We start from the raw sequence: 22969 nt of genomic DNA on the forward strand, positions 1-22969 counted from the left end.
CTTATTTATCCATTCCTTTCGTTTCAAACAATTCAATTCCGGGACCAGCAAAAGCTGGGACTAACTGCTCTTTTGAAAAATGTTCACTTAAAAATGTTTTTAATGCTTCTAAGTTTTTCTTTTCGACTAAGACCTTGACATTCGGACCTGCATCCATTGTAAAGTAGCAAGGAATTCCTTTGGCCCGTGCTTGGCGAACTAAAGCCATCGCTTGTAAGCTGCCTGGGGACCAGTAAGTAAATGGAGGGACAGCGCCTAAGGTTGTTCCATGCATCCTTAACCCATTGGCTTCAATGATTTCTCCTAAACGAGGGAAGTCTTTTGTTTTAATTGCTTCATGAACTTGGGATAAATCTTTTTCCACATTGTCCAACCAACCTTGATAAAAGCTAGAAGTTTCTACTGTTCGTTTCATTCCATCACGGCTGGAAACATCTTTTTCGCCATCGTTAATTAAGATAAAGAGCATGGCCAATTCGTTTTCCCAATTATTGGCTGGAATATTTTCAGCAAACGAAGTTTCATCAGAGTGGCCTTTGTTCCATTGAGCAAAACCACCAAAAATGCTGCGACAAGCAGAACCTGAACCACGTCGCGCTAAACGGGATAAGTCTTTTGCTGAAAGATTTAATCCTAAGGCTACGTTACAGGCCCCAGCTAAAGCAGCTAGACCACTCGCTGAAGAAGCCAAACCAGCTGCAGTAGGCACAAAATTTTGACTTTCCACTTTTGCAAACCAAGTACAATCGGCTTGTTGACGAACAAGGTTCAAAAATTCTTTGACTTTTTTTGTTTGTTTTTCGTTTTGCAAGGTACCATCTAAAATAAATACATCTTCTGAATAATGGGCATCAAATGTCACAGTTGTTTCTGTGTAAAAGGCATCTAATGTTAATGATAAACTACTATTCATTGGTAAAATGTATTCTTCATTGGCTTTTCCCCAATATTTAATCAGAGCAATATTTGTATGCGCTCGTGCTTTTCCTGAAAGCATTACTTTTTCACCTCTAATGATTGAATCCATGTAGCAACAGCTCCATTTTCTTCTAAAGTCTGTGCAATGGTTTGTGCGGTCTTTTTATTATCTGTTAAGGCAATCATACAGCCACCGCGACCGCCGCCGGTTAATTTTGCTCCTAGAGCGCCATGTTCTAGAGAGAGAGCCACTAGTCGATCCAGCATATCGTTGCTGACGGTTAATTGCTGGAGTTGCTCTTGCGCTAACGTCATTAGCTGACCTAATTTTTGTTTATCATCTTGTAAAATCGCTTGCTTTGCTTCTTTAGTAAAAGAACCTAATTGTTTCATTGTTTCAGCGATTGCTGTGGGATTATTTTGAGCTAGCTGCGCAATGTCTTTCACGGCTTCACGTGTTTGACCTTTAATTCCCGTATCAGCTACTACTAAGTAGGCATTAGATAAATTCATCGAGAAATGTGTGGGCGGAAATCCTCTAGTAAAAAATAAGGGATCAGCGCCGCTTGTTGCTGCGGCATCGATACCACTAGGATTGCCATGAGCAATTTTCTCACTTAAGGAAACAAGCTCAAACAATTCTTGATATGTATAAGCGTAATCAAAATAATCAAAAAGGCTTCGAACGATGGCCACAGCGGTTGCTGCGCTTGAGCCCATTCCTCGTTCAGCGGGAATCGTACTTGTTAAGGTCAAAGTGCCTTTAAACGTATCTTCCTTTAAAAAATGTAAGGTTTGCTGAACAACTTCCTTGATATTTGCTAGCTCTTGGGGCACGTCTTCAAGCAATCCTGTAAAATATGCACAATCTATCTGCATAGTTTTTGCCGGGGTAAAGACGGCTGTGATTTCTGTCGCTTGAAAAGGAAAGGCGATTGCTGGTTCGCCGTAAACAACGGCGTGTTCCCCCATTAAAATGATTTTTCCCGTCGCTTGACCGAGGCCTTGTTTTTTTATATTCATTCACTGACATTCCTTTTGAGTAGAATCGAGTATAGGACAAAAGACGTTCTTGGATTAGAAGAACGTTTGTCATAATCTCTTCATGATTTATAGGAAATGATTCCAAAAGTTTCTCTTGTTCCAAAAAAAGAGATTGCTTAACCTAAGATAGTTTACCTAAAAATAAGGCACAAGTAAAATGGTTCCGTTGGTTTTTCCAAAAAATTAATAACAATTTAATAAGAAAGAACCGACAGAACCAGTTATTCGGCTATTTTTTTAAAATTTTCTTAGGTAATCACCAAACCAAGGGCACTTGCTAAATAAATGGCTTGTTCAGGGGTGACTTTAAGACCTGATAAATAGTTTGGTGAGAAAGTCAAGCGTTCAAAGGTGTTTTGGGAAAAATCCAATCCTTTTAAAGAAGTATTTAACCAATTACTTTCGGTTAAATCGCAAGCTTCTAGAAGGAGTTTCTTCCAAGTGACCTCGAAAAATTCACTTTCGACTAAACGAGTCTGATTAAAGTGAACAAGATTAAAATTTGCAAAACGAAAAGAAGCATAATCGGCTTTGCAATCCTCAAATAGACAATCTTTTAAATAGCTATCTGCAAAATTCGTTCCTGTCAAATTGCAACGAAGGAAAGTCACTCGATGAAAACTGCCAGACAGCCATTCGACGTTAGAAAAATCGCAAGCTTCAAAACGCACATTACTACAATCAAAAGAAGCAAACTGGCCATTTGCTAATGAAAGATGATCGAAAACAGCATCCCGAAAGACTAAGTTACGAACTTCTTGATTCGATAAATCAATCTGCTGATACAAATGATTTTCTAAGATTGCCTCATCTTCTAATTGACAGTTCGTTAATAGAGGAAGTTGTTCTGGCAGATTTGGTGGCAAGGGATAAGTTATTTTCATAAAACGCCTCTTTCTTCTTGTTGATTTTCAAAGGTTTCATCAATTGAGTAGGCCCGATTATAGAAACGTAGCGCAGTTGTGAAAACATAAGCGCCGGCAAAACCAAGTAAACTACCTAACACAATCCCGACTAATCGATAGTTTAAAAGATTACTAATGACTTGCTGTCGTGCAAGATTTGATAATAATAAGGACATCGGGGTAATAAAAAAGCTGGCAATCGCATAGTTTCTGTTAATGAATCCTTCAAAAGCTGCATATAGAATACTAATGATACCGATTGTTTGTAAAGGTGTAAAGGGAATCATTAATAAAATTGCAGAAAGCAACAAACCAAGACTCGTACCTAGAATCCGTTGCACATTTCGCTGCATCACAGAATGTAAATTTTCCCCTTGTAAAATGGCTGCGCAAGTAAACGTCATCCAATAGGCGTTGACTAAATGAAGCGATTGACTTAAATAAGCCGCTAAAAATAAAATGGCCGCATAATGCAAAGCATCTAATAAAGAAGCGGGATCGATATAAAGTCGTTCTTGAAGAGACATCCGTTTTTGAAAAACGTAGGGGCGCTTGTCGATGAAATGAAGCACAATGCCCATGATAATGCCGGTCACTACTCCTAAAAGAACAAAACTGGCCATGATGGGAATCTTATGTAAAGGAAAATTGTTGCTTGTTCCCATTGCGGTTGACATGATAACTAACAAAGCACCAGGCTTCTCAATGCCATACAATCTAAAAAGTAAGCGTGCAAGAAAAGCGACGATGGCAATTGTAATGGGAATCAACCAAGGTACATGGTGACTTAGCATTCCTAAGCTGTTGCCCAGAACAATAAAAAAGCCAACAATATTCAGTCTGCGCAATAATTGAGGCAAAGGAAGCGGCTGATAATAAATAAACGTATAAATGCCCATCGAGCCAAAGGTCCCAATGAGTAAATTATTGGAAAAATAACCAATTAATAATGGAATTGCCATACAAATTGCGACACCAACTAACCGAAATAATTCGTCATTTGCTTTATCGATAGCAAACAAATCCTTTAAAAACGTAGAATTTTTCATATTTTGTCACTCCTTTACTTCCTAATTTACCATAATGTTTAGAAAACTGACAAAAGAATTGCAATAAAAGACAGGAAGAAAAAGAGTGGTTTCTGATAGGAAGAGAAGAAAAATTAAAAAAAGTTAACATTTTGACTTGCAATTTTAATATGAAAAATGTAAGATATATTCCATAGCAATAAATAATTATTAAATTCTGATTTTTCAGAAAATACAGATTGCATTATTTTAGGAGGCAACACTATGAAATTGAAAAAGTCATTAACATTCGGTGTGATTACATTATTTAGCGTAACAACTTTAGCGGCTTGTGGAGGCGGCGGAACGTCAGATAGCTCAAGCGCGTCTGGTGGCGGTAAGGCAAGTGGCGAACAAGTTTTACGTGTCACAGAACAACAAGAAATGCCAACAGCTGATTTATCACTAGCAACAGACAGAATTAGTTTTATTGCATTAAATAATGTATATGAAGGAATTTATCGTTTAGACAAAGATAACAAAGTCCAACCTGCAGGTGCAGCGGAAAAAGCAGAAGTTTCTGAAGATGGACTAACATACAAAATTAAATTAAATAAAGATGCAAAATGGTCAGACGGTAAACCAGTGACTGCTAATGACTATGTTTACGGATGGCAACGAACAGTTGATCCAGCGACAGCTTCTGAATATGCTTATCTGTATGCCTCTGTAAAAAATGGTGATGCCATTGCTAAAGGGGAAAAAGATAAATCAGAATTAGGAATTAAAGCAGTCAGTGATACAGAATTAGAAATCACTTTAGAAAAAGCAACACCATACTTTGATTACTTATTAGCTTTCCCATCATTCTTCCCGCAACGTCAAGATATTGTGGAAAAATATGGTAAAAATTATGCATCAAACAGCGAAAGTGCTGTCTACAATGGTCCATTCGTCTTAGACGGCTTTGATGGTCCTGGTACAGATACAAAATGGTCATTCAAGAAAAACGATCAATATTGGGATAAAGACACAGTGAAACTGGACTCAGTAGATGTGAATGTTGTGAAAGAATCACCAACCGCGTTGAACTTGTTCCAAGATGGACAAACAGACGATGTCGTTCTTTCTGGTGAATTAGCCCAACAAATGGCCAATGACCCAGCTTTTGTTAGTCAAAAAGAAGCATCAACACAATATATGGAACTAAATCAACGTGATGAAAAATCACCATTTAGAAATGCGAACTTACGTAAAGCAATTTCTTACTCAATCGACCGTAAAGCGTTAGTTGAATCAATCTTAGGGGATGGTTCTATCGAGCCAAACGGTTTAGTACCAGCAGATATGGCAAAAGACCCAAGTGGCGGCAAAGACTTTGCTAAAGAAGCAGGTAGTCAAATTGAATATGATACGAAAAAAGCTAAAGAATACTGGGAAAAAGCGAAAAAAGAATTGGGGATTTCAACCTTAACAATGGATATTCTTTCTTCAGATGCAGATTCTTCTAAGAAAACAGTTGAATTTGTTCAAGGGTCAATTCAAGATGCTTTAGATGGTGTGAAGGTAACGGTTAGTCCGGTTCCATTCTCCGTTCGTTTAGATCGTTCAAACAAAGGCGACTTTGATGCAGTAATCGGTGGTTGGAGTGCTGACTATGCTGATCCAAGTAGTTTCTTAGACTTATTTGCTTCAGATAACTCATATAACCGTGGACGTTATAACAATCCAGAGTTTGACAAGTTAGTGAAAGCTGCAAGTAGTGCAGATGCGACAAATCCTGAAAAACGTTGGGATGATATGTTAAATGCAGAGAAAACGATTATGGGAGACATGGGTGTGGTACCATTATTCCAAAAATCAGAAGCGCATTTACGTGCTGAAAAAGTCAAAGATGTCGCAGTTCATCCTGCTGGCGCAACGTATGACTACAAATGGGCATACATTTCAGAATAACCTGACAAAAGATCGATAGCAAACAAAAAAGGACCTTTGCCATGGAATAAAAGGCAACGGTCCTCTTGCTATCTTGTCTTAGACCAAGTAAAATAGTAGAAAGCCTAAAGACAGAATCAGTAAGATGCCCCCAGTTTTTAGCCAGAAAGAGCGATGTGCATCGCCAATGACTGAAAGCGGGATAAACTCTTTCGGTTCATTTTTCTTTTTAAAACGAAACGCGTTTTTCATTGAGCGCTGAAAGTTATCGAAAAAGCCAGAGGACATAATCCATAAAGCAATGCCGATAATTAAAAAGAAAAGCGAAACGATAAAGAAGGTATCTGATAATGAGGAGGTAGTGATAGGTTCTTTACTTATTAATAAGTAAAGAAAAATGCCGATACTGGAAATAACGGCTGTAATAATTGGCCATTTAAAAGTTTTCATGTGTTCACCCTATCTATTATTGTGGTCTATCTAGTCATTACTTTAACGAAAATAACTGAGGAAGTCAAAAAAATCTCGGAGGTGTCATTATTGAATAGTTTTGGAAAATATTTTCTTAAACGGATCTTTTTCATGATTATCACTTTGTGGTTAATCGCAACGATTACGTTTTTCTTAATGCAATTATTACCAGGTACGCCTTATACCAACCAAGAAAAACTTAGTCCAGAAACAATCGCTATGTTGAATAAACAATCTGGCTTAGATAAACCAGTGATTGTTCAATACGGAATTTACTTAAAGAACCTGGTAACAGGAGACTTTGGTATTTCATTCCAATTTAAAAACCAACCTGTTGCTAAGTTATTAGCTGGTCGAATTGGGCCATCCCTTCAACTGGGAGGACAAGCGATTATCTTTGGTACGTTAGTCGGTATTTTATTGGGGATTATCGCAGCGATGCGTCAAAATACTTGGGTAGATACGTTGGCAACATTGTTAGCCATTTTAGGTCGTTCTATTCCAAACTTTGTTTTCGCGGTATTATTACAATACATTTTTGCAATGAAATTAAGAATCTTACCAATTGCTATGTGGAATGGTTTTGCCTACACAATCTTGCCAACTATTGCCTTGGCAATGAGTCCCATGGCCGATTCGGCTAGGTTTATTCGAACCGAGATGGTAGAGGTCTTGCATAGTGATTATGTCGAATTAGCTAAAGCAAAAGGCTTGAGTCGCTGGCAAGTTGCATTCCGCCACGGGTTAAGAAACAGTTTAATTCCATTGATTACCTTATTAGGACCTTTAGCCGTTGGTTTAATGACAGGTTCTTTAGTAGTAGAAAATATTTTTGCCATCCCTGGAATTGGGGAACAGTTTGTAAAATCAATTATGACAAACGACTATCCAACAATTATGGCAGTAACTATTTTGTATTCAACAATGTTAGTTGTTGTAATTCTGATTGTTGACTTACTTTATGGTTTAATTGATCCAAGAATTCGCGTATCAGGAGGTGCAAAAGGCTAATGGAAACAGTCAATAAAAATAATCTACCACAAGCGATTAAAGATATTCCGGCAGATGAGTTTCAGCCTCTAAACACTTCAACTCTAAAAGAAAGAGAGCGTATTGCCACACCGTCTTTAAGTTTCTTACAAGACTCATGGCGTCGTTTGAAAAAGAATAAAGCTGCAGTTATCTCAATGAGTTTCTTAGCAGTTATTATCTTTATCTCTATTATTACCATTTGGGTTTCACCACATAACCCAACGAAACAAAATGTTTCTTACATTAACTTACCACCACGAATTCCTGGCTTGGAAAGCGTGAATGGTTTAAATGGTAAAACAACAGTTGCTGGTCAATTAGTTGATAAATATGCACAAGCAAACGTTCCAGATAACGTAAACTTTTATCTAGGAACAGATGGTTTAGGTCGTGATGTCCTAAGTCGTTTATTTATGGGAACACGTATTTCCTTATTAATTGCGTTTATCGCGGCGATTCTAGATATTACGATTGGGGTAACGTATGGACTGATTTCCGGGTTAGTCGGCGGTCGTGTCGATACAGTAATGCAACGTATTTTAGAAGTTCTTTCTGGTATTCCTAACTTAGTTGTTATGATCTTGATGCTAACAGTCTTTGATCCAGGGATTGTTTCGATTGTTTTAGCCATGGTTATTACAAACTGGATATCAATGGCCAGGATTGTGCGAGCCCAGACCATGAAACTAAAAGACCAAGAGTTTGTCATGGCAGCAGAAACATTGGGCGAATCTCGTTGGAAAATTGCTATTAAACATATTTTACCGAATATCTCAAGTGTTATTATTGTCCAAATGATGTTCAGTATCCCATCGGCAATTTTCTTTGAAGCGTTCCTAAGTTTTATTGGGTTAGGCTTACGTCCACCAACCGCATCTTTAGGAACCTTGTTAAACGAAGGATACAAAACTTTCCGTTTCCTTCCATATTTAATGTGGATTCCAGCGGCAACACTTTCAGTTATCATGATTTGTTTCAACTTGTTAGCTGATGGTTTACGTGACGCATTTGATCCTAAGATGAAAGAGTAAGAGTGGTGAATGACTATGGAAAAAGTATTAGAAGTTAAAGACTTAAGAATCTCCTTTGATACATTTGCAGGTAAAGTCAACGCCATTCGTGGTGTGAGTTTTGATCTTTATAAAGGTGAAACGTTAGCCATCGTAGGTGAATCAGGGAGTGGTAAATCTGTTACAACCCGCAGTATTATGCGTTTGTTGAGCAGTAATGCCAATATTGATAACGGGGAAATTTTGTTTAAAGGGCAAGATATTGTTCATAAAACAGAAAAACAAATGCAAGCCATTCGTGGTAAAGAAATCGCAATGATTTTCCAAGATCCGATGACTTCATTAGACCCAACGATGCCAATTGGCAAACAAGTGGCGGAATCATTAATCAAACATAATAAAGTCTCAAAAAAAGAAGGCTTAGCGCAAGCATTAGAATTACTAAAATTAGTCGGCATTCCTAATGCTGAAAAACGTTTGAAAAACTATCCACACCAATTTTCTGGTGGGCAACGTCAACGGATTGTCATTGCAATTGCTTTAATTTGTTATCCCGAAGTTCTAATTGCAGATGAACCAACTACAGCGTTGGATGTAACCATCCAAGCACAAATTTTAGAGTTATTAAAAGATTTACAAGAAAAAATTAGCACTTCGATTATTTTCATTACCCATGATTTAGGGGTAGTAGCGAACGTGGCTGACCGTGTCGCTGTCATGTACGGTGGACGTCTGGTTGAAGTGGGAACAGCAGAAGAAATTTTCTATAATCCACAACATCCATATACTTGGGGACTTTTAGGGTCAATGCCAACGATGGAAGGAACAGAAGACAAACTTTATGCGATTCCAGGTTCACCTCCAGATTTATTAGATCCACCAACTGGAGATGCCTTCTATCCACGGAATGAGTTTGCTTTAAAAATTGATACAGAAAAAGAACCACCTTATTTTGAAGTATCACCGACACACAAAGCAGCAACGTGGTTATTAGCACCACAAGCACCAAAAGTTACGCCTCCAGCAGAGATTGTTCGTCGTTGGGCAATTTATGCAGAGCGTCAAAAAAATCCAGGAGGTAGTAATTAATGGCAGAAGAGAAAAAAGTCCTATTAGAAGTCACTGGTTTGAAACAGTATTTCAATGTTGGTCGTAAAGACGAAGTAAAAGCCATTGATGACATTAGTTTTCATATTTATGAAGGCGAAACCTTTGGATTAGTTGGCGAATCAGGAAGTGGAAAATCAACAACTGGTCGCAGTGTCATTCGTTTATATGATCCAACTGCTGGTGAAATTCTTTTCGATGGAAAAGACATTAGCAAAATTAAATCAAAAGCGGACATGCAAGCATTCCGCCGCGATGTTCAAATGATCTTCCAAGATCCATATGCTTCATTGAATCCAAGAATGAAAGTCAATGATATTATTGCTGAAGGAATCGATGTCAATGGATTAGCTAAAACACCAAAAGAGCGGGAAGAAAAAGTCAATGAACTTTTAAAAACGGTGGGCTTAAATCCAAGTCACAGTACGCGTTATCCTCATGAGTTTTCTGGTGGGCAACGTCAACGGATTGGGATTGCTCGTGCTTTAGCGGTTAATCCACGTTTCATTATCTGTGATGAGCCGATTTCGGCTTTGGATGTGTCGATTCAAGCCCAAGTAGTAAACTTATTACAAGATTTACAAAAAGAACAAGGCTTAACTTACTTGTTTATCGCACATGACTTATCGATGGTAAAACATATTAGTGACCGAATTGGCGTAATGCACAGTGGGAAATTATTGGAAATGGGCACAAGTGATGATGTCTATAATTTCGGCGTTCATCCTTATACAGAAAGTTTGCTTTCTGCGATTCCATTACCAGATCCAGACTATGAACGCACACGTAAACGGATCGTTTACCAGCCTGCAGCGGCAGATGGGAAAGATCGTGAGCTCCGTGAAATTCTCAATGGACACTATGTTTATTGTGCTGAAGACGAAGTTGCAATGTACCGTGAAAAAATTGAAGAGAAGAAAAGAAAAGCTGGTTTATAACCAGCTTCTTTTCTAACTATCTTGGTAGGGTGGTTATGAGATGAAGGCTCTGAAAGCTTATAAATACAGACTTTATCCAACCTCAAAACAAGAAGAGTTTATTCAAAAAACATTTTCTTGTGTTCGCTTGGTGTATAATTTAATGTTACAAGACCGGATTGATATCTACAAAGAGATGCGAAAAAATCCTCAACAAACGTTTAAAATGCCAACGCCAGCTAAATATAAGAAACAATACCCTGTCCTCAGAGAAGTTGATAGTTTAGCCTTGGCAAATGCACAAGTTTATTTGGATCGAGCCTTTAAAAATTTTTATCGGGAAAAAGGGATGGGCTTTCCAAAAAAGAAAAAGAAAGAAACGGTGCATTCCTACACTACAAACAATCAACATGGCACGGTCAAAATTTTGGATAATCGTTATTTGAAAGTACCTAAATTGAAATCTTTAATTAAAATGAAGGTACACCGCCAACCGCTGGGGGAGATAAAATCTGTAACTATTTCTATGAGTGCGAGTCACAATTATTATGTTTCCATTTTGTGTGAAGCACCGATTGAAACGAAAACAAAGCAACAAAAAATGGTGGGAATTTGTAGCAGTAGGGAAAAATTTGCGCTGCTTTCGAATGGTGAAAGCTTCGAAAAAAGCTATTGTTCAAAGCATTTAAAGCAAAAACTACGTCAAGAAGAACGAAAATTAAACAAGCGTAAAATGATTGCTTTGGAAAAAGGTGTCGATCTTTCGCAAGCAAAAAATTATCAAAAACAAAAAATAAAAGTCGCAAAAATTCGCGAAAAAATAGCCAACCAACGAATGGATATTTTAAACAAAATTACAACGGAATTGGTTTCAAGTTACGATGTTATTTGTATTGAAAAAGCCCATCACAGTAATGAGCGGCCGCCAAAACATGATCGTTCTGAACTGGCTTGGTCTTTATTTTTAGCTAAACTGTTGTATAAAGCACAATGGTATGGCAAAGAACTCATTTGTATTGAGTCAGAGGAGATCGAAACAGAGTTGTCTTTTTCTGAAAGTACAGAAAATTCAGAGTATCTTAGAAGCCAAAAAATCTTAGAACGTGGCTTGTCTAAACGAGAAACCTTATAAATAGAAGAACTGTAGGGACTACAGGGATCGCCTAGGGGATAGAAAATGCACACCATGTGTTGAACCATTTGTTTCTAGGAAGTCACATTGGGACAGTCCACTAATTATTAATAATCAAAATACGAGTTCAAACGAATCTAATGCTAGATTCGTTTTTTTTTGAGGAAATATATTGACAACTAGGATAAACTAAGGTAAACTAGTGAAGTTGAGAAATGAAAGCAGAAGCACCCGCTTCTCGCCTTAGTTGAGTATATCGCTGGGCTAGATAAAGTATTCCTTATTTTTTTAAGTAAGGCAGACTGTTGGCGGGTTCTGGATAGGAACCTGTTTTTTTATTGCATTTAGCAAACAAAGCAGACTTCCGTTAGGATTTTCTCTTAAAAATTTTGGAGGTGAATGACCATAGCAAAGGATATGATGGTTAACGACGGCATTCGTGCACGCGAGTTACGTTTGATCGGACAAGATGGTGAACAATTAGGTGTAAAAACCAAAGCAGAAGCATTACAAATCGCTGAATCTGCAAACTTGGATTTAGTACTTGTAGCGCCAGGAGCGAAACCACCAGTTGCGCGAATTATGGATTATGGAAAATTCCGTTTCGAACAACAAAAGAAAGAGCGTGAAGCTCGCAAGAAACAAAAAGTGATCAACGTCAAAGAAGTTCGTTTAAGTCCAACAATTGACGTAAATGACTTCAATACAAAACTTCGTAATGCGCGTAAGTTCTTAGAAAAAGGAGACAAAGTGAAAGCTTCTATCCGTTTCAAAGGCCGTGCCATTACCCATAAAGAGATTGGTCAGAAAGTTCTTGATCGCTTAGCTGAAGAAACTGCGGACATCGCCACAGTGGAACAAAAAGCGAAAATGGACGGACGCAGCATGTTTCTAACGCTGGCACCGAAAAACGACAAGTAAACGAAGAGACCGAGCATTCGGACTTTTGGTAATTTCTACAAGAAGGATATTCGACAGTTGTGACTGTTAGAGTCTTTCACTTGAAGCAAAGATTTTGAGGAGGAAAATTAGTCATGCCAAAACAAAAAACACACCGCGGATTAGCAAAACGTGTAAAACGTACTGGTGGAGGCGGCTTAAAACGTGGCCGTGCCTTTACATCTCACCGTTTCCACGGTAAAACTAAAAAACAACGCCGTCAATTGCGTAAAGCAAGCATGGTTGCAAAAGGCGATTACAAACGTATCCGCCAACAATTAGCAAGAATGAAATAAAACAACTCGGTGACTTTTAGATTACCGTCAAGAGAAACAAGATATTAGGAGGAATTCAACATGGCACGTGTTAAAGGTGGAACAGTAACCCGTAAACGTCGTAAAAAAGTCCTTAAGTTAGCGAAAGGCTACTACGGATCAAAACATACTTTATTTAAATCAGCAAAAGAACAAGTAATGAACTCTTATTACTATGCATTCAGAGACCGTCGTCAAAAGAAACGTGACTTCCGTAAATTATGGATTGCACGTATCAACGCGGCAGCTCGCATGAATGGCTTAAGCTATTCTAAATTAATGCACGGTTTGAAATTGGCAGAGATTGATATCAACCGCAAAATGTTAGCTGACTTAGCCGTTAACGATGCAGCAGCATTTACAGCGTTAGCTGAACAAGCAAAAGACGCTTTAAGCAAATAAGCTTAAATAATCTTTCACACCCTACTCCTTGAGTAGGGTGTTTTTTTTTAATAACTCCGTTGGTAACTTTCATCTACAAATGAAAAAACTTGTGAGAGCGGAATTTCTTCAGAAAGACTTAACCAATGCTCTTTATTCATATGATAGGCAGGAAAATAGCCAGGTTGGTTCTTTAATAAGGCAATCAATTCAGGCGCAAGTTTAACGGTTAAAATAGTGAGCTGCTTATTCTCGGTAGCGCCGAGCAGTTGTGCATCCAGTGGCATAATTAAAGCAAACCATTTTGCATTTCTAGGATGACGAAAGACGAGATAGTCTGGGTGTTTTTCAAAAGGGAAATCGGGCGTTATCTGATAACGTTCTTGGATATAGGCGCTAATAGTTTCTTGAAAAGTCATAGGTTTCTTCCTTTCGTTAAGGCTAGGCATATCTATTTACATCATAGCAAAAATTACATAAAATTACTTCGTTCAAAGGAATGGGAGGAGGGAGCAGATGACATTAATTTCAACAATTTTAGTAACCTTGGTGGCTGTAGAATTTTTCTACATTATGTATTTAGAAACGATTGTACCAACATCTGAGACAACAAGCCGTGTTTTTAAAATGGATAAGCAAGAGTTACAAAGAAAATCAGTGACTACATTGTTTAAAAATCAAGGAATCTATAATGGACTAATCGGTGCAGGACTTATTTATAGTGTCTATTTTGCGCAAGCAACGATGGAGATGACAAAATTTTTATTGATTTATATTATTTTAGTGGCGGCGTACGGTAGCTTAACTAGTGATAAAAAAATCATTTTAACACAAGGCGGTTTAGCTATCGTGGCTTTGATTAGTTTACTCGTTTAGCCATCAGAGTTAATAGAGAGAGACAGTCAAATCGACAGAAAAAACACGGTTGATTTGACTATTTTTTATGGAATTGAGAGAGACAAAATGTGGTATACTTTGTTTATTAGATAGGGAGGAATTAAAAATGCTGAACCAAAAAGAAGTAAAAAAAACCGATTATCCTCAATTAATTTCTCTATGGCGTTCTTCAGTAGAAGCTACCCATTTGTTTTTGAGTCAGGCAGATATTGATAAAATCGAAGTGGTTTTACCTGATTATTTTCAACAAGTTCAATTAAGTATGTGGTTAAATGAAGAACAGAAATGCGTGGGCTTTAGTGGAACAAATCAACAAACGTTGGAAATGTTATTTATTGACCCAGTCTATTTTCGTAAAGGCTATGGTGGAGAAATTATCAAAAAGTTAATAGAGCAAGAATCAATTGTCTTTGTTGATGCTAATAAACAAAATGAAGGGGCAGTGAAGTTCTATCAATCTCAAGGGTTTCAAGTAATTGGTGAATCAAAGGAAGATCCTCAAGGAAATCCGTTTCCTATTTTACATATGAAACGGATATAGAAAAGAGGGAAGAAATCATGCGGGTAATCGTTACTGAATACCAACCAGCCTGGGTGGAACAGTTTGAAGAAGAAGCCCAAGCGTTGAAACAGATTCTAAAGGAAAATTGTCTTAAAGTTGAACATATCGGTAGCACATCTGTGCCTAATTTAGCAGCCAAACCAATTATTGATTTTTTGGTCATTGTTGAAGAAATTGAAAAAGTAGACCTGTTACAAGGGGAATTTGAAAGAATCGGTTATGAATATATGGGGGAATTTGGGCTATCAGGACGTCGTTATTTACGAAAAGGACCGATAAAAAGAACACATCATGTGCATATTTATCAGTTTGACAATACGCAAGAAATTTTGCGCCATCTTGCTTTTCGAAATTATTTACGAGAAAATCCGGCAATTGCTACAACCTATGGTACATTAAAAAAGCAATTGGCCCAAGCACACCCCGATAGCATTGATAAATATATGGATGGCAAAGATGCGTTCATTAAGAAAATAGAAAAAGAAGCGTTGAAGAAATATTGGGAAAAATAAAAAAAGTTGCTAAAGCTAGCAACTTTTTTTTGGTTCTTTTTTGAAAAAATGATAAAGAAGACCACTTAAAAGAACACCTAGAATAATTCCAATAGCTAAATTATGCGTATAGACGATCACACCCACTGTCACGAGTAAAATAACAATTTCAGTAACTTCAAAAGTTCGGAAAAGCTGCAAACTTTCCCAATCAAAGGTGTCGACTGCCACTGTCATCATGATCCCAATCAATGCAGCTGTAGGAATGGCTACCATCACGGATTTAAAAACAAAAATGAATAGAAGGAGGGTAATACCTGAAATCAAAGTAGAAAGCCGTTTTCGTCCCCCTGATTTAACATTAATGACCGCTTGCCCAATCATCGCACAGCCAGCTTGGCCACCAAAAAAGCCGGTAATTATATTAGTGAATCCTTGCGCCTTAACTTCTCGTTGGCTATCACTTTGGCTCGCTGTCATTTTGTCCACAATGGGGATCGTCAATAAAGATTCAATTAACCCGACCATTGCTAAGGCGACAGAGCTAGGTAAAATAATCCACAACGTTTCTAAGTTGACGGGTACATTAGGACAACGGATCGCTGGATGAAACTGACTCATTTCACCAAGATCACCTACCGTTTGTAAATGACCTTTTAAAAAATAGGACAGGATAGTCATGAATAAAATAACAATTAAAGCAGGAGGCACAATTGTAATAAACTTAGGTAATAGATAAATAAGTAAGATACTACAGATAATCATGCCGTAGGACCACAGTGTTTGATGAGGCAATTGTTGTACTTGCGCCATGAAAATTAAAATGGCTAACGCATTGACGAATCCGTACATCACTGTCTTGGGAATAAAGCGCATCAATTTGTGGATACCTAAATAACCTAAAATAAATTGTAGAAAGCCTGTTAAAATAGTCGCAGCAAGCATGTATGACAAACCGTGTGCTTGAATTAAGCCTGCAAGGACTAAGGCCATTGAACCAGCAGACGCCGAGACCATTGCCGGACGGCCGCCCGTAAAAGTAATCACAAGTAAAGTAACAGCTGAAGCAAACACTGCAGAAAGCGGGTGAACACCAGCAATAATCGCAAACCCGATTACTTCTGGTAAAATGGCGACAGAAGAAACGAGACCGGCAAATAGATCATTTCGTTCATTGCCTAACCATTCGCTTTTTTTAATACTAAATAACATCGAAAAACTCCTTTAAGTTAATAAAACCTTATTCATAATAGCATGAATAAGCTGAAATAAAAAAGTTTGACGTGTTAATGAACTGACCCAATAAACTGAGACAAAATAAAAAAGCACCTCTTGTTGAATTCACGTTAAAATGAATTTAACTAGGAGGTGCTTTTTCAATGGGAAATCGAGTTTCTTATCCGATTCACATCAAAGAAATGGCTATACAGATGAAAAAAGAGAATATTCCTGTAAAAATAATTATGGCAGAATTAGGAATTAAAAACAAAACACAAATTGAAACATGGTGGCGTTGGTACCGTAATGGCGAGAATCATCGTCTGGTTCAACCCGTTGGAAAACAATATGTTTATGGAAAAGGTCCAGAAATTCGATCAAATGAACAACAGCTTAGAAATGAAAATAACTATTTAAAAATGCATATTGAGGTGCTAAAAAAGTACAAAGAATTGGAAAGGACGTGGAGCCAGAAATATTTGTAGAATTAGTTAAAAGAATGAAAGGAAAAATAACCATTACTGCATTGTGTCAACTTTTCGGCGTTTCGCGAGCTACTTATTATCGTTGGACTCATCGAAAAGACTTGGGAAAGTTAACACCTCTTGAAGAAGCCGTTCGTCGACTTTGCTTCCAGCATAAGTTTCGATATGGCTATCGAAAGATTACTGCGTTGATTAATCAGGAATACAAAGTAAACAAAAACACCGTACAAAAGATTATGCAGAAATATCATTGGAATTGTCGCGTGAAAATGAAGAAACGCAGTAAAGTGGGACAACCTTACACGGTTGTCGAGAACAAGCTAAATAGACAATTTTCTTCAGACGCTCCTTTAAAGAAATTGGTAACAGATATTACTTATCTGCCTTTTGGTCAAAAGCAATTGTATTTGTCTTCAATTATGGATTTATACAATGGTGAAATTATCGCCTATACCATCGGTGATAAGCAAGATACGGCTTTTGTTCTGGATACACTTGATCAATTGCCCCAAACAACGGATTGTCTATTGCATAGTGATCAGGGCTCTGTTTATACTTCTTTTGACTACCAGAATCAAATAAAAACAAAAGGCATTACCATGAGTATGTCCCGCAAAGGGACACCTTCAGATAATGCCTGCATCGAATCGTTTCATGCCTCACTAAAGTCTGAAACGTTCTACTTAGATGGGCTCACAAATGAACCTACATCTATTGTAATAGAAATTGTAAAAAAATACATTACTTATTATAATGAAAGTCGAATTCAACAAAAACTAGACTACCAATCGCCGATAGACTATCGGAAATCAGCAGTCTAGGAAAATGCTTTTTTATTCCTGTCTCACAATCTTAGGTCAGTTCCTTAACGTCAAACTTTTTTATTAGAACTGTAGCAGTGCCAACAACAAAATGGCTAGGACGACTTGAACAGTTCCTACTGATAAACCATAGATTAAGAAACGTTTGCCTTCTTGGAAAAACTTTTTAAAATCGAGTCGTAACCCGATTGCTGCCAAGGCAGTAATTTCAAACCAAGAACTAAAGAAATGAGCAGTCTCACTGATCACGACGGGGAAATGAATCAAACTATTAAAGACACAGGCAATGAAAAAGCCAACTACATACCAAGGTAGGGCGCTGCTTTTTTTGGTGACTTCTACCAACTCAGCCTCTGATTCTGTCGTCTTACTTTGCTTGAAACGTCCAAATAAATAGACAACTGCTACGAGTAGGACAATCCGCATAATTTTAAAGAGCATCGCAAGTTGAACTGCGTTCTCATTGACCATATTGGCACTGGCGACAACCTGACCAACTGATTGTAAAGTCCCTCCGATTAGTGCGCTACGAGCCAACAAATTGGTACCATAGAGAATCCCACTTAAAATGGGTAAGGTCAACATTAAAACGGTTCCTAATAAGTTTACTAAAGTAATGATTTGGCCTTTTTCTTCCTCATCTGCTTGAATTGCTGGAGCAATCGAAGCAATAGCAGAAGACCCACAAACGGCATTACCACCAGCCATCAATAAAGACATATTATCAGAAAAAGCCAGTTTTTTACCGATCAAATAGGCAAAAATAATGGTCAGCGACATTTGAATGAGAATAAATGCGACACCTTGTAAGCCAATTTGGGCAATCGTTTGAAAGGTCACGGTGGTTCCCAATAAAACAACAGAAAATTCTAGTAATTTACTTTCGGCTACTTTGGTTCCGCGATTTAAATTGGCACCGCGAACAAAGGTATTTCCCAAAAAGATTCCTAGTAAAATAGCTATCGTTGCGGCGCCTAAGCTAGGTAACCAGATGGCAAGAAACTTGCTAAGGCAGGCGACAAGGAAAGCTGTTAGCAAGCCGGGAAGAATTTGGAATAAAGATTGGATATAATCATTTTCTGAATTTTTCATTGAAAAAATCTCTCTTTCTTGTTCATTACTTCCAGTATAACGAAATTTTTTACATTTGAGAAATAAATAGTTAAAATAATATTTATAATAGAAAGTTATCGAAAGGATGCCTATGTTTAAATTATTAAAGACTTTTCAAATTGTGTATGAGCAAATGAACTTTTCCAAAGCAGCTACCTGCCTATATATCTCACAACCAGCCGTTTCTAATCAAATCAAACAATTAGAAGAAGAATTAGGCTGTTCATTGTTTTTAAGAAATGGTCGACAAGATGTAGTCCCTACTAGGCAAGCGGAAGTCTTGTATAATCGTTTGCTAAATTTAGCTGATGATTGGCAAGAAACATTAACAGCTCTTCATCAGGCGAGATTACCTAAAGAAACTTGCCGAATTGCTGCGTCTAATACTTTTGCAGTTTATTATTTGCCGCAACTGATGCAGCATTTACAGACACAGTATGCAACGATCAATTTTGTTTTAGAAATGAACAATTCAGAAGAAGTAGTGGAAAAAGTTGAAAAACATCAAGTTGATTTTGGCTTTATCGAAAAACCATTAATTACGAAAGGCGCCTCTCGTGAAGAAATTATTCAGGATCAATTGGTTTTAGCTGGGGACCCTGCCAATCAGAATTGGTTGGTACGTGAAAAGGATTCTGGGGTCTTTCATTATACCCAACAGTATTTAGAAGAAAGTAATCAAAGCCCAACACTCATGACGGTTAAAAATAATGAAATGATTGTTAAAATGTTGGAATTGGGCATGGGGCAATCGTTGCTTTCAAGAAAGGCGATTACTGAAAAAATCCCCTTCCAAACGTTAGGTGAAAAGTATTGGCGTTCCTTTTATTTTTTGACACGGGGACATTTAAAATCCTCCTTGCTTCAAGAAGTAAAACAAGCAATTTATCGATTCTATCAGAAGGAAATGAATAAATACTAAAACGTTCTCTTTGTTTATTTATCAATCTTTGACTACACTAAAGAAAACGAAGGAGGGAACCACAATGCCTAAATTTTCACCATGTTTATGGTTTGACACACAAGCGGAAGAAGCTGCTAACTTCTATACAACAATCTTTGAAAAAGGTGCGATTCTAAGTAAAACGAACTACGTTAATGAGGAGCATCAACCTCAAGGAACATCATTAATGACCATTGAATTTACCTTGGCGAACCAAACAATCATTGGTTTAAATGGCGGACCAGAATTTTCCTTTACGCCAGCTAGTTCATTTTTTGTTGAATGTAAAACATTATCACAAACAGAAACGTTGTGGAAAAATTTAACAGCAGATGGACAGATATTGATGCCTTTTGGGGAATATCCTTTTAGTCCTTTATATGGTTGGGTAGTGGACAAATTTGGTGTCTCTTGGCAAGTGTCTTTTTCAGGAAAAGAACAAACAATTGTACCAACCTTTATGTTTGCTAATGAAAAATATGGCGAAGCAGCCAAAGCTCTATCAGAATGGTTGGCGATTTTCGGTCCAGGCGAAATAATTGAAAAAGTTGAATATGAAGATGGGAACATTGCGCAAGCACTTTTCACATTACAGGAGCAACCGTTTCGAGTAATGGATGCACGAGATAAACATGATTTTGATTTTACCATGGCCTTCTCCATTTATATTGATTGTGAAAATCAGGAGGAAATAGATCGGCTATGGCAACAAGTGACTGCTAAAGGGAAAGAATGGCCGTGTGGCTGGATGGAAGATCAATTTGGGGTCAGTTGGCAAACAGGCAATCCTGAACTGAAACGTTATTTATCTGACTCAAATCCAGCTAGAGCAAATGAAGTGACCAAAAAATTGTACCAAATGAAAAAAATAGATTTAAACCAGTTAAAAGAAGTGTATGACAAATATAATCATTAGAAAAACTGAGGTTGTCTGATCCACTACACTTTGGTACGTTGGTATCAATTCCAATACATGGAACATACTAGAGTTGAAGGACTTGTCTTTTAAGGATCAAGACCTTCAACTCTTAAAAAAGGCTCGATTCTTGCGAGTTCCAAAGAAGCCACTTCTATTATGTTGTTTATCTTAAGGGTTGGGACTCTGCCGATTTTTTTATAAGATTATGCTATAATTAAGAGTAGTAAATTATTGAAGGAAAAATGAAAAGTCCAAAATAGGAAGTGGTAAAATGATTGAGTTAATTGTGTTGTTAACAGTTTTTACTTATGGAACGAACTTTGTTTTATATCTTATTTTGAAAAATAAAAAGTCCATGCCAATTGTCGAAAAAGCTTCTATTGTATTAGGAATTAATATGTCTGTGTTATTATTAGATGGTATTTTTGCTTTTGTTGGTAAATTCATCATGTTATCAGAATGGGAATTATTAGCGCCTATTTTTGAAATAGTGTAAAAATCATCATAAAGTCCTATATCCAAAAAGAATGAAGTTTGTTAGGATAAGAAAGATGAAAATTTAGAAATAAAAGAGGTGGGATTGCATGGCTAAAATCATGATTGTCGAAGATGAAACAACCATTCGAGAATTAATTAGCGAGGAATTACAAAAATGGCAATTTGAAACGATTGGAACAACCGATTTTAATGATGTATTGGATGATTTTCAAGAGGAGAATCCTCAATTAGTCTTGATGGATATTAATTTACCTGTGTACGACGGGTACTATTGGTGTCAAAAAATTCGTGAAGTTTCTAAAGTACCAATTATTTTTATTTCGAGTCGTAGTACCAATATGGATATGATTATGGCGATGAACATGGGCGCGGATGATTTTGTTACAAAACCGTTCCAGATAGATGTTTTAATTGCTAAAATCAATGCTTTGTTGCGCCGCTCTTATAACTATTCCGATACGGATAGTGAAGTGCTTTCACATAATGGCATTACTTTAAATGTGGACAATGGACGAATGGAAATCAAAGGCGAAATGATCGATTTAAGTAAAAATGAATACCGATTACTATATCTTTTAATGAAAAAGCACGGAAAAATTTTAACACGTGAAAAACTATTGCGCGCTTTATGGGACGATGAACGTTTTGTGGATGACAATACGTTGACGGTAAATATCAATCGTTTACGAAAAAAAATTGAGCAAGCGGGGATTGCTGGCTATATTGAAACCAAAGTGGGCGTCGGTTATATGGTGCCCTAGATAGGAGTAGACAATGACCATTCTAAAGTATTTAAAAGATCGCTGGTTATTACTAATTGGCTGGTTATTTTTTCTGTTCTTAACTTGTTTTATTTTATGGTTGGCTCCTAATGTCCGCTTAGATTGGACAGTGGTTGGCTATATCTTTTTACTGCAAAGTGTTTTTTTATCGCTATTTTTAACAATTGATTATTATTTAAAACGTAAGTGGTGGCTTTCGTTGGCAACGGAAAAAGAGCCGCCTTCTTTACAAGAATATTTGAATACAGCAGAAAAAGAAGAAGAACTACTTGTCCAAACGTATATTAACGGTTTATTGCAAGAGCACCAACAAACCATGCAGCAAGCAATTAACAACCAACAGGACCAAAAAGATTACATTGACTCTTGGGTTCATGAAATCAAAGTCCCCCTAGCGGCTATCACGTTACTGGTACAATCTGTCGAAGATGATATTCCAGAGAAAAAATATTATCTATTGGAAAATGAGTTAGGGAAAATTGATGAATATGTCGAGCAAGTCCTATATTATGCTAGATTGGACAGCTTTTCTCGAGATTATTTACTTCAAGAATATTCTTTAAAAGAAATTGTGCAATCTGTTGTTCGTACGCAAGCAAATTATTTTATCCAAAAAAGATTGCAATTCTCAATTGAAGGAGAAGATGAAGCGGTTTTAACCGACCGAAAATGGGTCATTTTTATTTTCCGCCAATTATTAAGTAATGCAGTCAAGTATACGCCAGAAGGCGGCACGATTACGGTCCTAATTTCCAAAAATAAACAAGGTATTTATTTATCTTTAAAAGATTCTGGGATTGGCATTCCGATGCAAGATCAACGACGCATTTTCGATAAAGGATTTACTGGTGAAAACGGGCGAAAAAGCGAACAGCATTCGACTGGTCTTGGTCTGTATTTGGCTCATAGCTTAGCGAAAAAGTTAGGTCATGATTTAACAGTCGAATCGACAGAAGGGCAAGGTACGACGATGACATTGTTTTTCCCTTCCCTCAGTTATTATAATGAAGTGAAATAAAAAGTAGGTCTATCAGCAAACTAAAGAGGTGATAGGCCTTTTTTTATTTATTAAAACTTTCTTGCTAACTTCTCTTACTCTTCTTAGTTGTTTAGAAAACGTTTTTATTG

General features: G+C 37.2%; 26 protein-coding genes and 1 other annotated feature. Of the genes, 18 read left to right on the top strand and 8 right to left on the bottom strand.

The window, feature by feature from the left end; genetic code table 11:
- Window position 1 precedes the first annotated feature (1 nt).
- The 4 genes from mvaD to IGL17_RS03185 form a co-directional block, all read right to left on the bottom strand.
- On the bottom strand, window positions 2–997 hold the full coding sequence (mvaD, locus tag IGL17_RS03170) for a diphosphomevalonate decarboxylase (protein ID WP_002358822.1): 996 nt from the start codon (window positions 995–997) through the stop codon (window positions 2–4).
- Entirely contained in the window at window positions 997–1941 is a 945-nt protein-coding gene (gene mvk / locus IGL17_RS03175) for a mevalonate kinase (RefSeq protein ID WP_002355780.1), read from the bottom strand. The genes mvaD and mvk overlap by 1 nt, the downstream gene beginning before the upstream one ends.
- A gap of 269 nt (window positions 1942–2210) precedes the next feature.
- Window positions 2211–2846 (bottom strand): pentapeptide repeat-containing protein, encoded by a 636-nt coding sequence (locus IGL17_RS03180; protein ID WP_002376088.1) that lies wholly within the window; start codon window positions 2844–2846, stop codon window positions 2211–2213.
- Window positions 2843–3916 (bottom strand): FUSC family protein, encoded by a 1074-nt coding sequence (locus tag IGL17_RS03185; RefSeq protein ID WP_002355782.1) that lies wholly within the window; start codon window positions 3914–3916, stop codon window positions 2843–2845. The genes IGL17_RS03180 and IGL17_RS03185 overlap by 4 nt, the downstream gene beginning before the upstream one ends.
- Before the next feature lie 243 nt (window positions 3917–4159).
- On the opposite strand from IGL17_RS03185, the gene opp1A reads away from it, so the two are divergent.
- Window positions 4160–5830, top strand: coding sequence for an oligopeptide ABC transporter substrate-binding protein Opp1A (gene opp1A / locus IGL17_RS03190; RefSeq protein WP_010816372.1), 1671 nt, complete (start codon window positions 4160–4162; stop codon window positions 5828–5830).
- Window positions 5831–5908: 78 nt separating this feature from the next.
- On the opposite strand, the gene IGL17_RS03195 is transcribed toward opp1A, so the two are convergent.
- Window positions 5909–6259 (bottom strand): DUF3899 domain-containing protein, encoded by a 351-nt coding sequence (locus tag IGL17_RS03195; RefSeq protein ID WP_002355784.1) that lies wholly within the window; start codon window positions 6257–6259, stop codon window positions 5909–5911.
- A gap of 90 nt (window positions 6260–6349) precedes the next feature.
- Here IGL17_RS03195 and opp1B point away from each other — a divergent pair, with 90 nt between their 5' ends.
- The 8 genes from opp1B to rplT all read left to right on the top strand — a co-directional run bounded on the left by opp1B (window position 6350) and on the right by rplT (window position 13133).
- A complete protein-coding gene (gene opp1B, locus IGL17_RS03200) occupies window positions 6350–7291 on the top strand; it encodes an oligopeptide ABC transporter permease Opp1B (protein ID WP_002381304.1) in 942 nt (313 codons plus the stop codon).
- Entirely contained in the window at window positions 7291–8343 is a 1053-nt protein-coding gene (gene opp1C, locus IGL17_RS03205; protein WP_002355787.1) for an oligopeptide ABC transporter permease Opp1C, read from the top strand. The genes opp1B and opp1C overlap by 1 nt, the downstream gene beginning before the upstream one ends.
- Window positions 8344–8352: 9 nt before the next feature.
- Window positions 8353–9411, top strand: coding sequence for an oligopeptide ABC transporter ATP-binding protein Opp1D (gene opp1D, locus IGL17_RS03210; protein WP_002355794.1), 1059 nt, complete (start codon window positions 8353–8355; stop codon window positions 9409–9411).
- The gene (opp1F, locus tag IGL17_RS03215; RefSeq protein WP_002355795.1) at window positions 9411–10367 is read left to right on the top strand and encodes an oligopeptide ABC transporter ATP-binding protein Opp1F; all 957 of its coding nucleotides are present in this window, start codon (window positions 9411–9413) and stop codon (window positions 10365–10367) included. Before opp1D ends, opp1F begins: the two co-directional genes overlap by 1 nt.
- A gap of 40 nt (window positions 10368–10407) precedes the next feature.
- Window positions 10408–11478 carry an RNA-guided endonuclease TnpB family protein gene (locus IGL17_RS03220; protein WP_010775667.1) on the top strand — a complete coding sequence of 357 codons (1071 nt, stop codon included), beginning with the start codon at window positions 10408–10410 and terminating at the stop codon, window positions 11476–11478.
- 213 nt (window positions 11479–11691) lie between these two features.
- Window positions 11692–11823, top strand: a sequence feature (ribosomal protein L20 leader region).
- Window positions 11824–11877: 54 nt separating this feature from the next.
- On the top strand, window positions 11878–12399 hold the full coding sequence (infC, locus tag IGL17_RS03225; protein ID WP_002355797.1) for a translation initiation factor IF-3: 522 nt from the start codon (window positions 11878–11880) through the stop codon (window positions 12397–12399).
- Window positions 12400–12512: 113 nt separating this feature from the next.
- Window positions 12513–12713, top strand: coding sequence for a 50S ribosomal protein L35 (gene rpmI / locus IGL17_RS03230; protein WP_002355798.1), 201 nt, complete (start codon window positions 12513–12515; stop codon window positions 12711–12713).
- A gap of 60 nt (window positions 12714–12773) precedes the next feature.
- Complete coding sequence (gene rplT, locus IGL17_RS03235) at window positions 12774–13133, top strand: 50S ribosomal protein L20 (protein WP_002355799.1); 360 nt, start codon at window positions 12774–12776, stop codon at window positions 13131–13133.
- 47 nt (window positions 13134–13180) lie between these two features.
- Here the strand turns inward: rplT and IGL17_RS03240 are convergent, their stop codons facing one another.
- A complete protein-coding gene (locus IGL17_RS03240; protein WP_016618020.1) occupies window positions 13181–13561 on the bottom strand; it encodes an MmcQ/YjbR family DNA-binding protein in 381 nt (126 codons plus the stop codon).
- Window positions 13562–13628: 67 nt separating this feature from the next.
- On the opposite strand from IGL17_RS03240, the gene IGL17_RS03245 reads away from it, so the two are divergent.
- From IGL17_RS03245 to IGL17_RS03255, 3 genes are all read left to right on the top strand, one after another.
- A complete protein-coding gene (locus IGL17_RS03245) occupies window positions 13629–13988 on the top strand; it encodes a DUF1304 domain-containing protein (protein ID WP_002358829.1) in 360 nt (119 codons plus the stop codon).
- Window positions 13989–14055: 67 nt separating this feature from the next.
- Window positions 14056–14550 (top strand): GNAT family N-acetyltransferase, encoded by a 495-nt coding sequence (locus IGL17_RS03250; RefSeq protein ID WP_002368164.1) that lies wholly within the window; start codon window positions 14056–14058, stop codon window positions 14548–14550.
- 17 nt (window positions 14551–14567) lie between these two features.
- A complete protein-coding gene (locus IGL17_RS03255; protein ID WP_002361365.1) occupies window positions 14568–15083 on the top strand; it encodes a GrpB family protein in 516 nt (171 codons plus the stop codon).
- 15 nt (window positions 15084–15098) lie between these two features.
- Here IGL17_RS03255 and IGL17_RS03260 read toward each other — a convergent pair whose 3' ends face one another.
- Complete coding sequence (locus tag IGL17_RS03260) at window positions 15099–16274, bottom strand: SulP family inorganic anion transporter (RefSeq protein ID WP_016618021.1); 1176 nt, start codon at window positions 16272–16274, stop codon at window positions 15099–15101.
- A gap of 167 nt (window positions 16275–16441) precedes the next feature.
- On the opposite strand from IGL17_RS03260, the gene IGL17_RS03265 reads away from it, so the two are divergent.
- Window positions 16442–17586, top strand: a protein-coding gene (locus tag IGL17_RS03265; RefSeq protein ID WP_202255337.1) for an IS3 family transposase whose coding sequence is annotated in 2 segments (ribosomal slippage) — window positions 16442–16715 and window positions 16715–17586 — 1146 coding nt in all. Because the reading frame shifts where the segments join, the coding sequence is not laid out codon by codon here.
- A 63-nt stretch (window positions 17587–17649) separates the two neighbouring features.
- Here the strand turns inward: IGL17_RS03265 and IGL17_RS03270 are convergent.
- On the bottom strand, window positions 17650–18678 hold the full coding sequence (locus IGL17_RS03270) for a YeiH family protein (RefSeq protein ID WP_010775670.1): 1029 nt from the start codon (window positions 18676–18678) through the stop codon (window positions 17650–17652).
- A 112-nt stretch (window positions 18679–18790) separates the two neighbouring features.
- On the opposite strand from IGL17_RS03270, the gene IGL17_RS03275 reads away from it, so the two are divergent.
- From IGL17_RS03275 to sapS, 5 genes are all read left to right on the top strand, one after another.
- Window positions 18791–19621 (top strand): LysR family transcriptional regulator, encoded by an 831-nt coding sequence (locus IGL17_RS03275; RefSeq protein WP_010817110.1) that lies wholly within the window; start codon window positions 18791–18793, stop codon window positions 19619–19621.
- A 64-nt stretch (window positions 19622–19685) separates the two neighbouring features.
- On the top strand, window positions 19686–20558 hold the full coding sequence (locus tag IGL17_RS03280) for a VOC family protein (protein WP_002355807.1): 873 nt from the start codon (window positions 19686–19688) through the stop codon (window positions 20556–20558).
- A 274-nt stretch (window positions 20559–20832) separates the two neighbouring features.
- Window positions 20833–21057, top strand: coding sequence for a hypothetical protein (locus tag IGL17_RS03285; protein ID WP_002355808.1), 225 nt, complete (start codon window positions 20833–20835; stop codon window positions 21055–21057).
- Window positions 21058–21145: 88 nt separating this feature from the next.
- Window positions 21146–21820 carry a two-component system response regulator SapR gene (sapR, locus tag IGL17_RS03290; RefSeq protein ID WP_002355809.1) on the top strand — a complete coding sequence of 225 codons (675 nt, stop codon included), beginning with the start codon at window positions 21146–21148 and terminating at the stop codon, window positions 21818–21820.
- 13 nt (window positions 21821–21833) lie between these two features.
- Window positions 21834–22859 carry a two-component system sensor histidine kinase SapS gene (gene sapS, locus IGL17_RS03295; RefSeq protein ID WP_002358842.1) on the top strand — a complete coding sequence of 342 codons (1026 nt, stop codon included), beginning with the start codon at window positions 21834–21836 and terminating at the stop codon, window positions 22857–22859.
- Window positions 22860–22969 lie beyond the last annotated feature (110 nt).

The organism is Enterococcus sp. AZ088 (assembly GCF_051714845.1).
GTDB classification, from domain to species: domain Bacteria; phylum Bacillota; class Bacilli; order Lactobacillales; family Enterococcaceae; genus Enterococcus; species Enterococcus faecalis.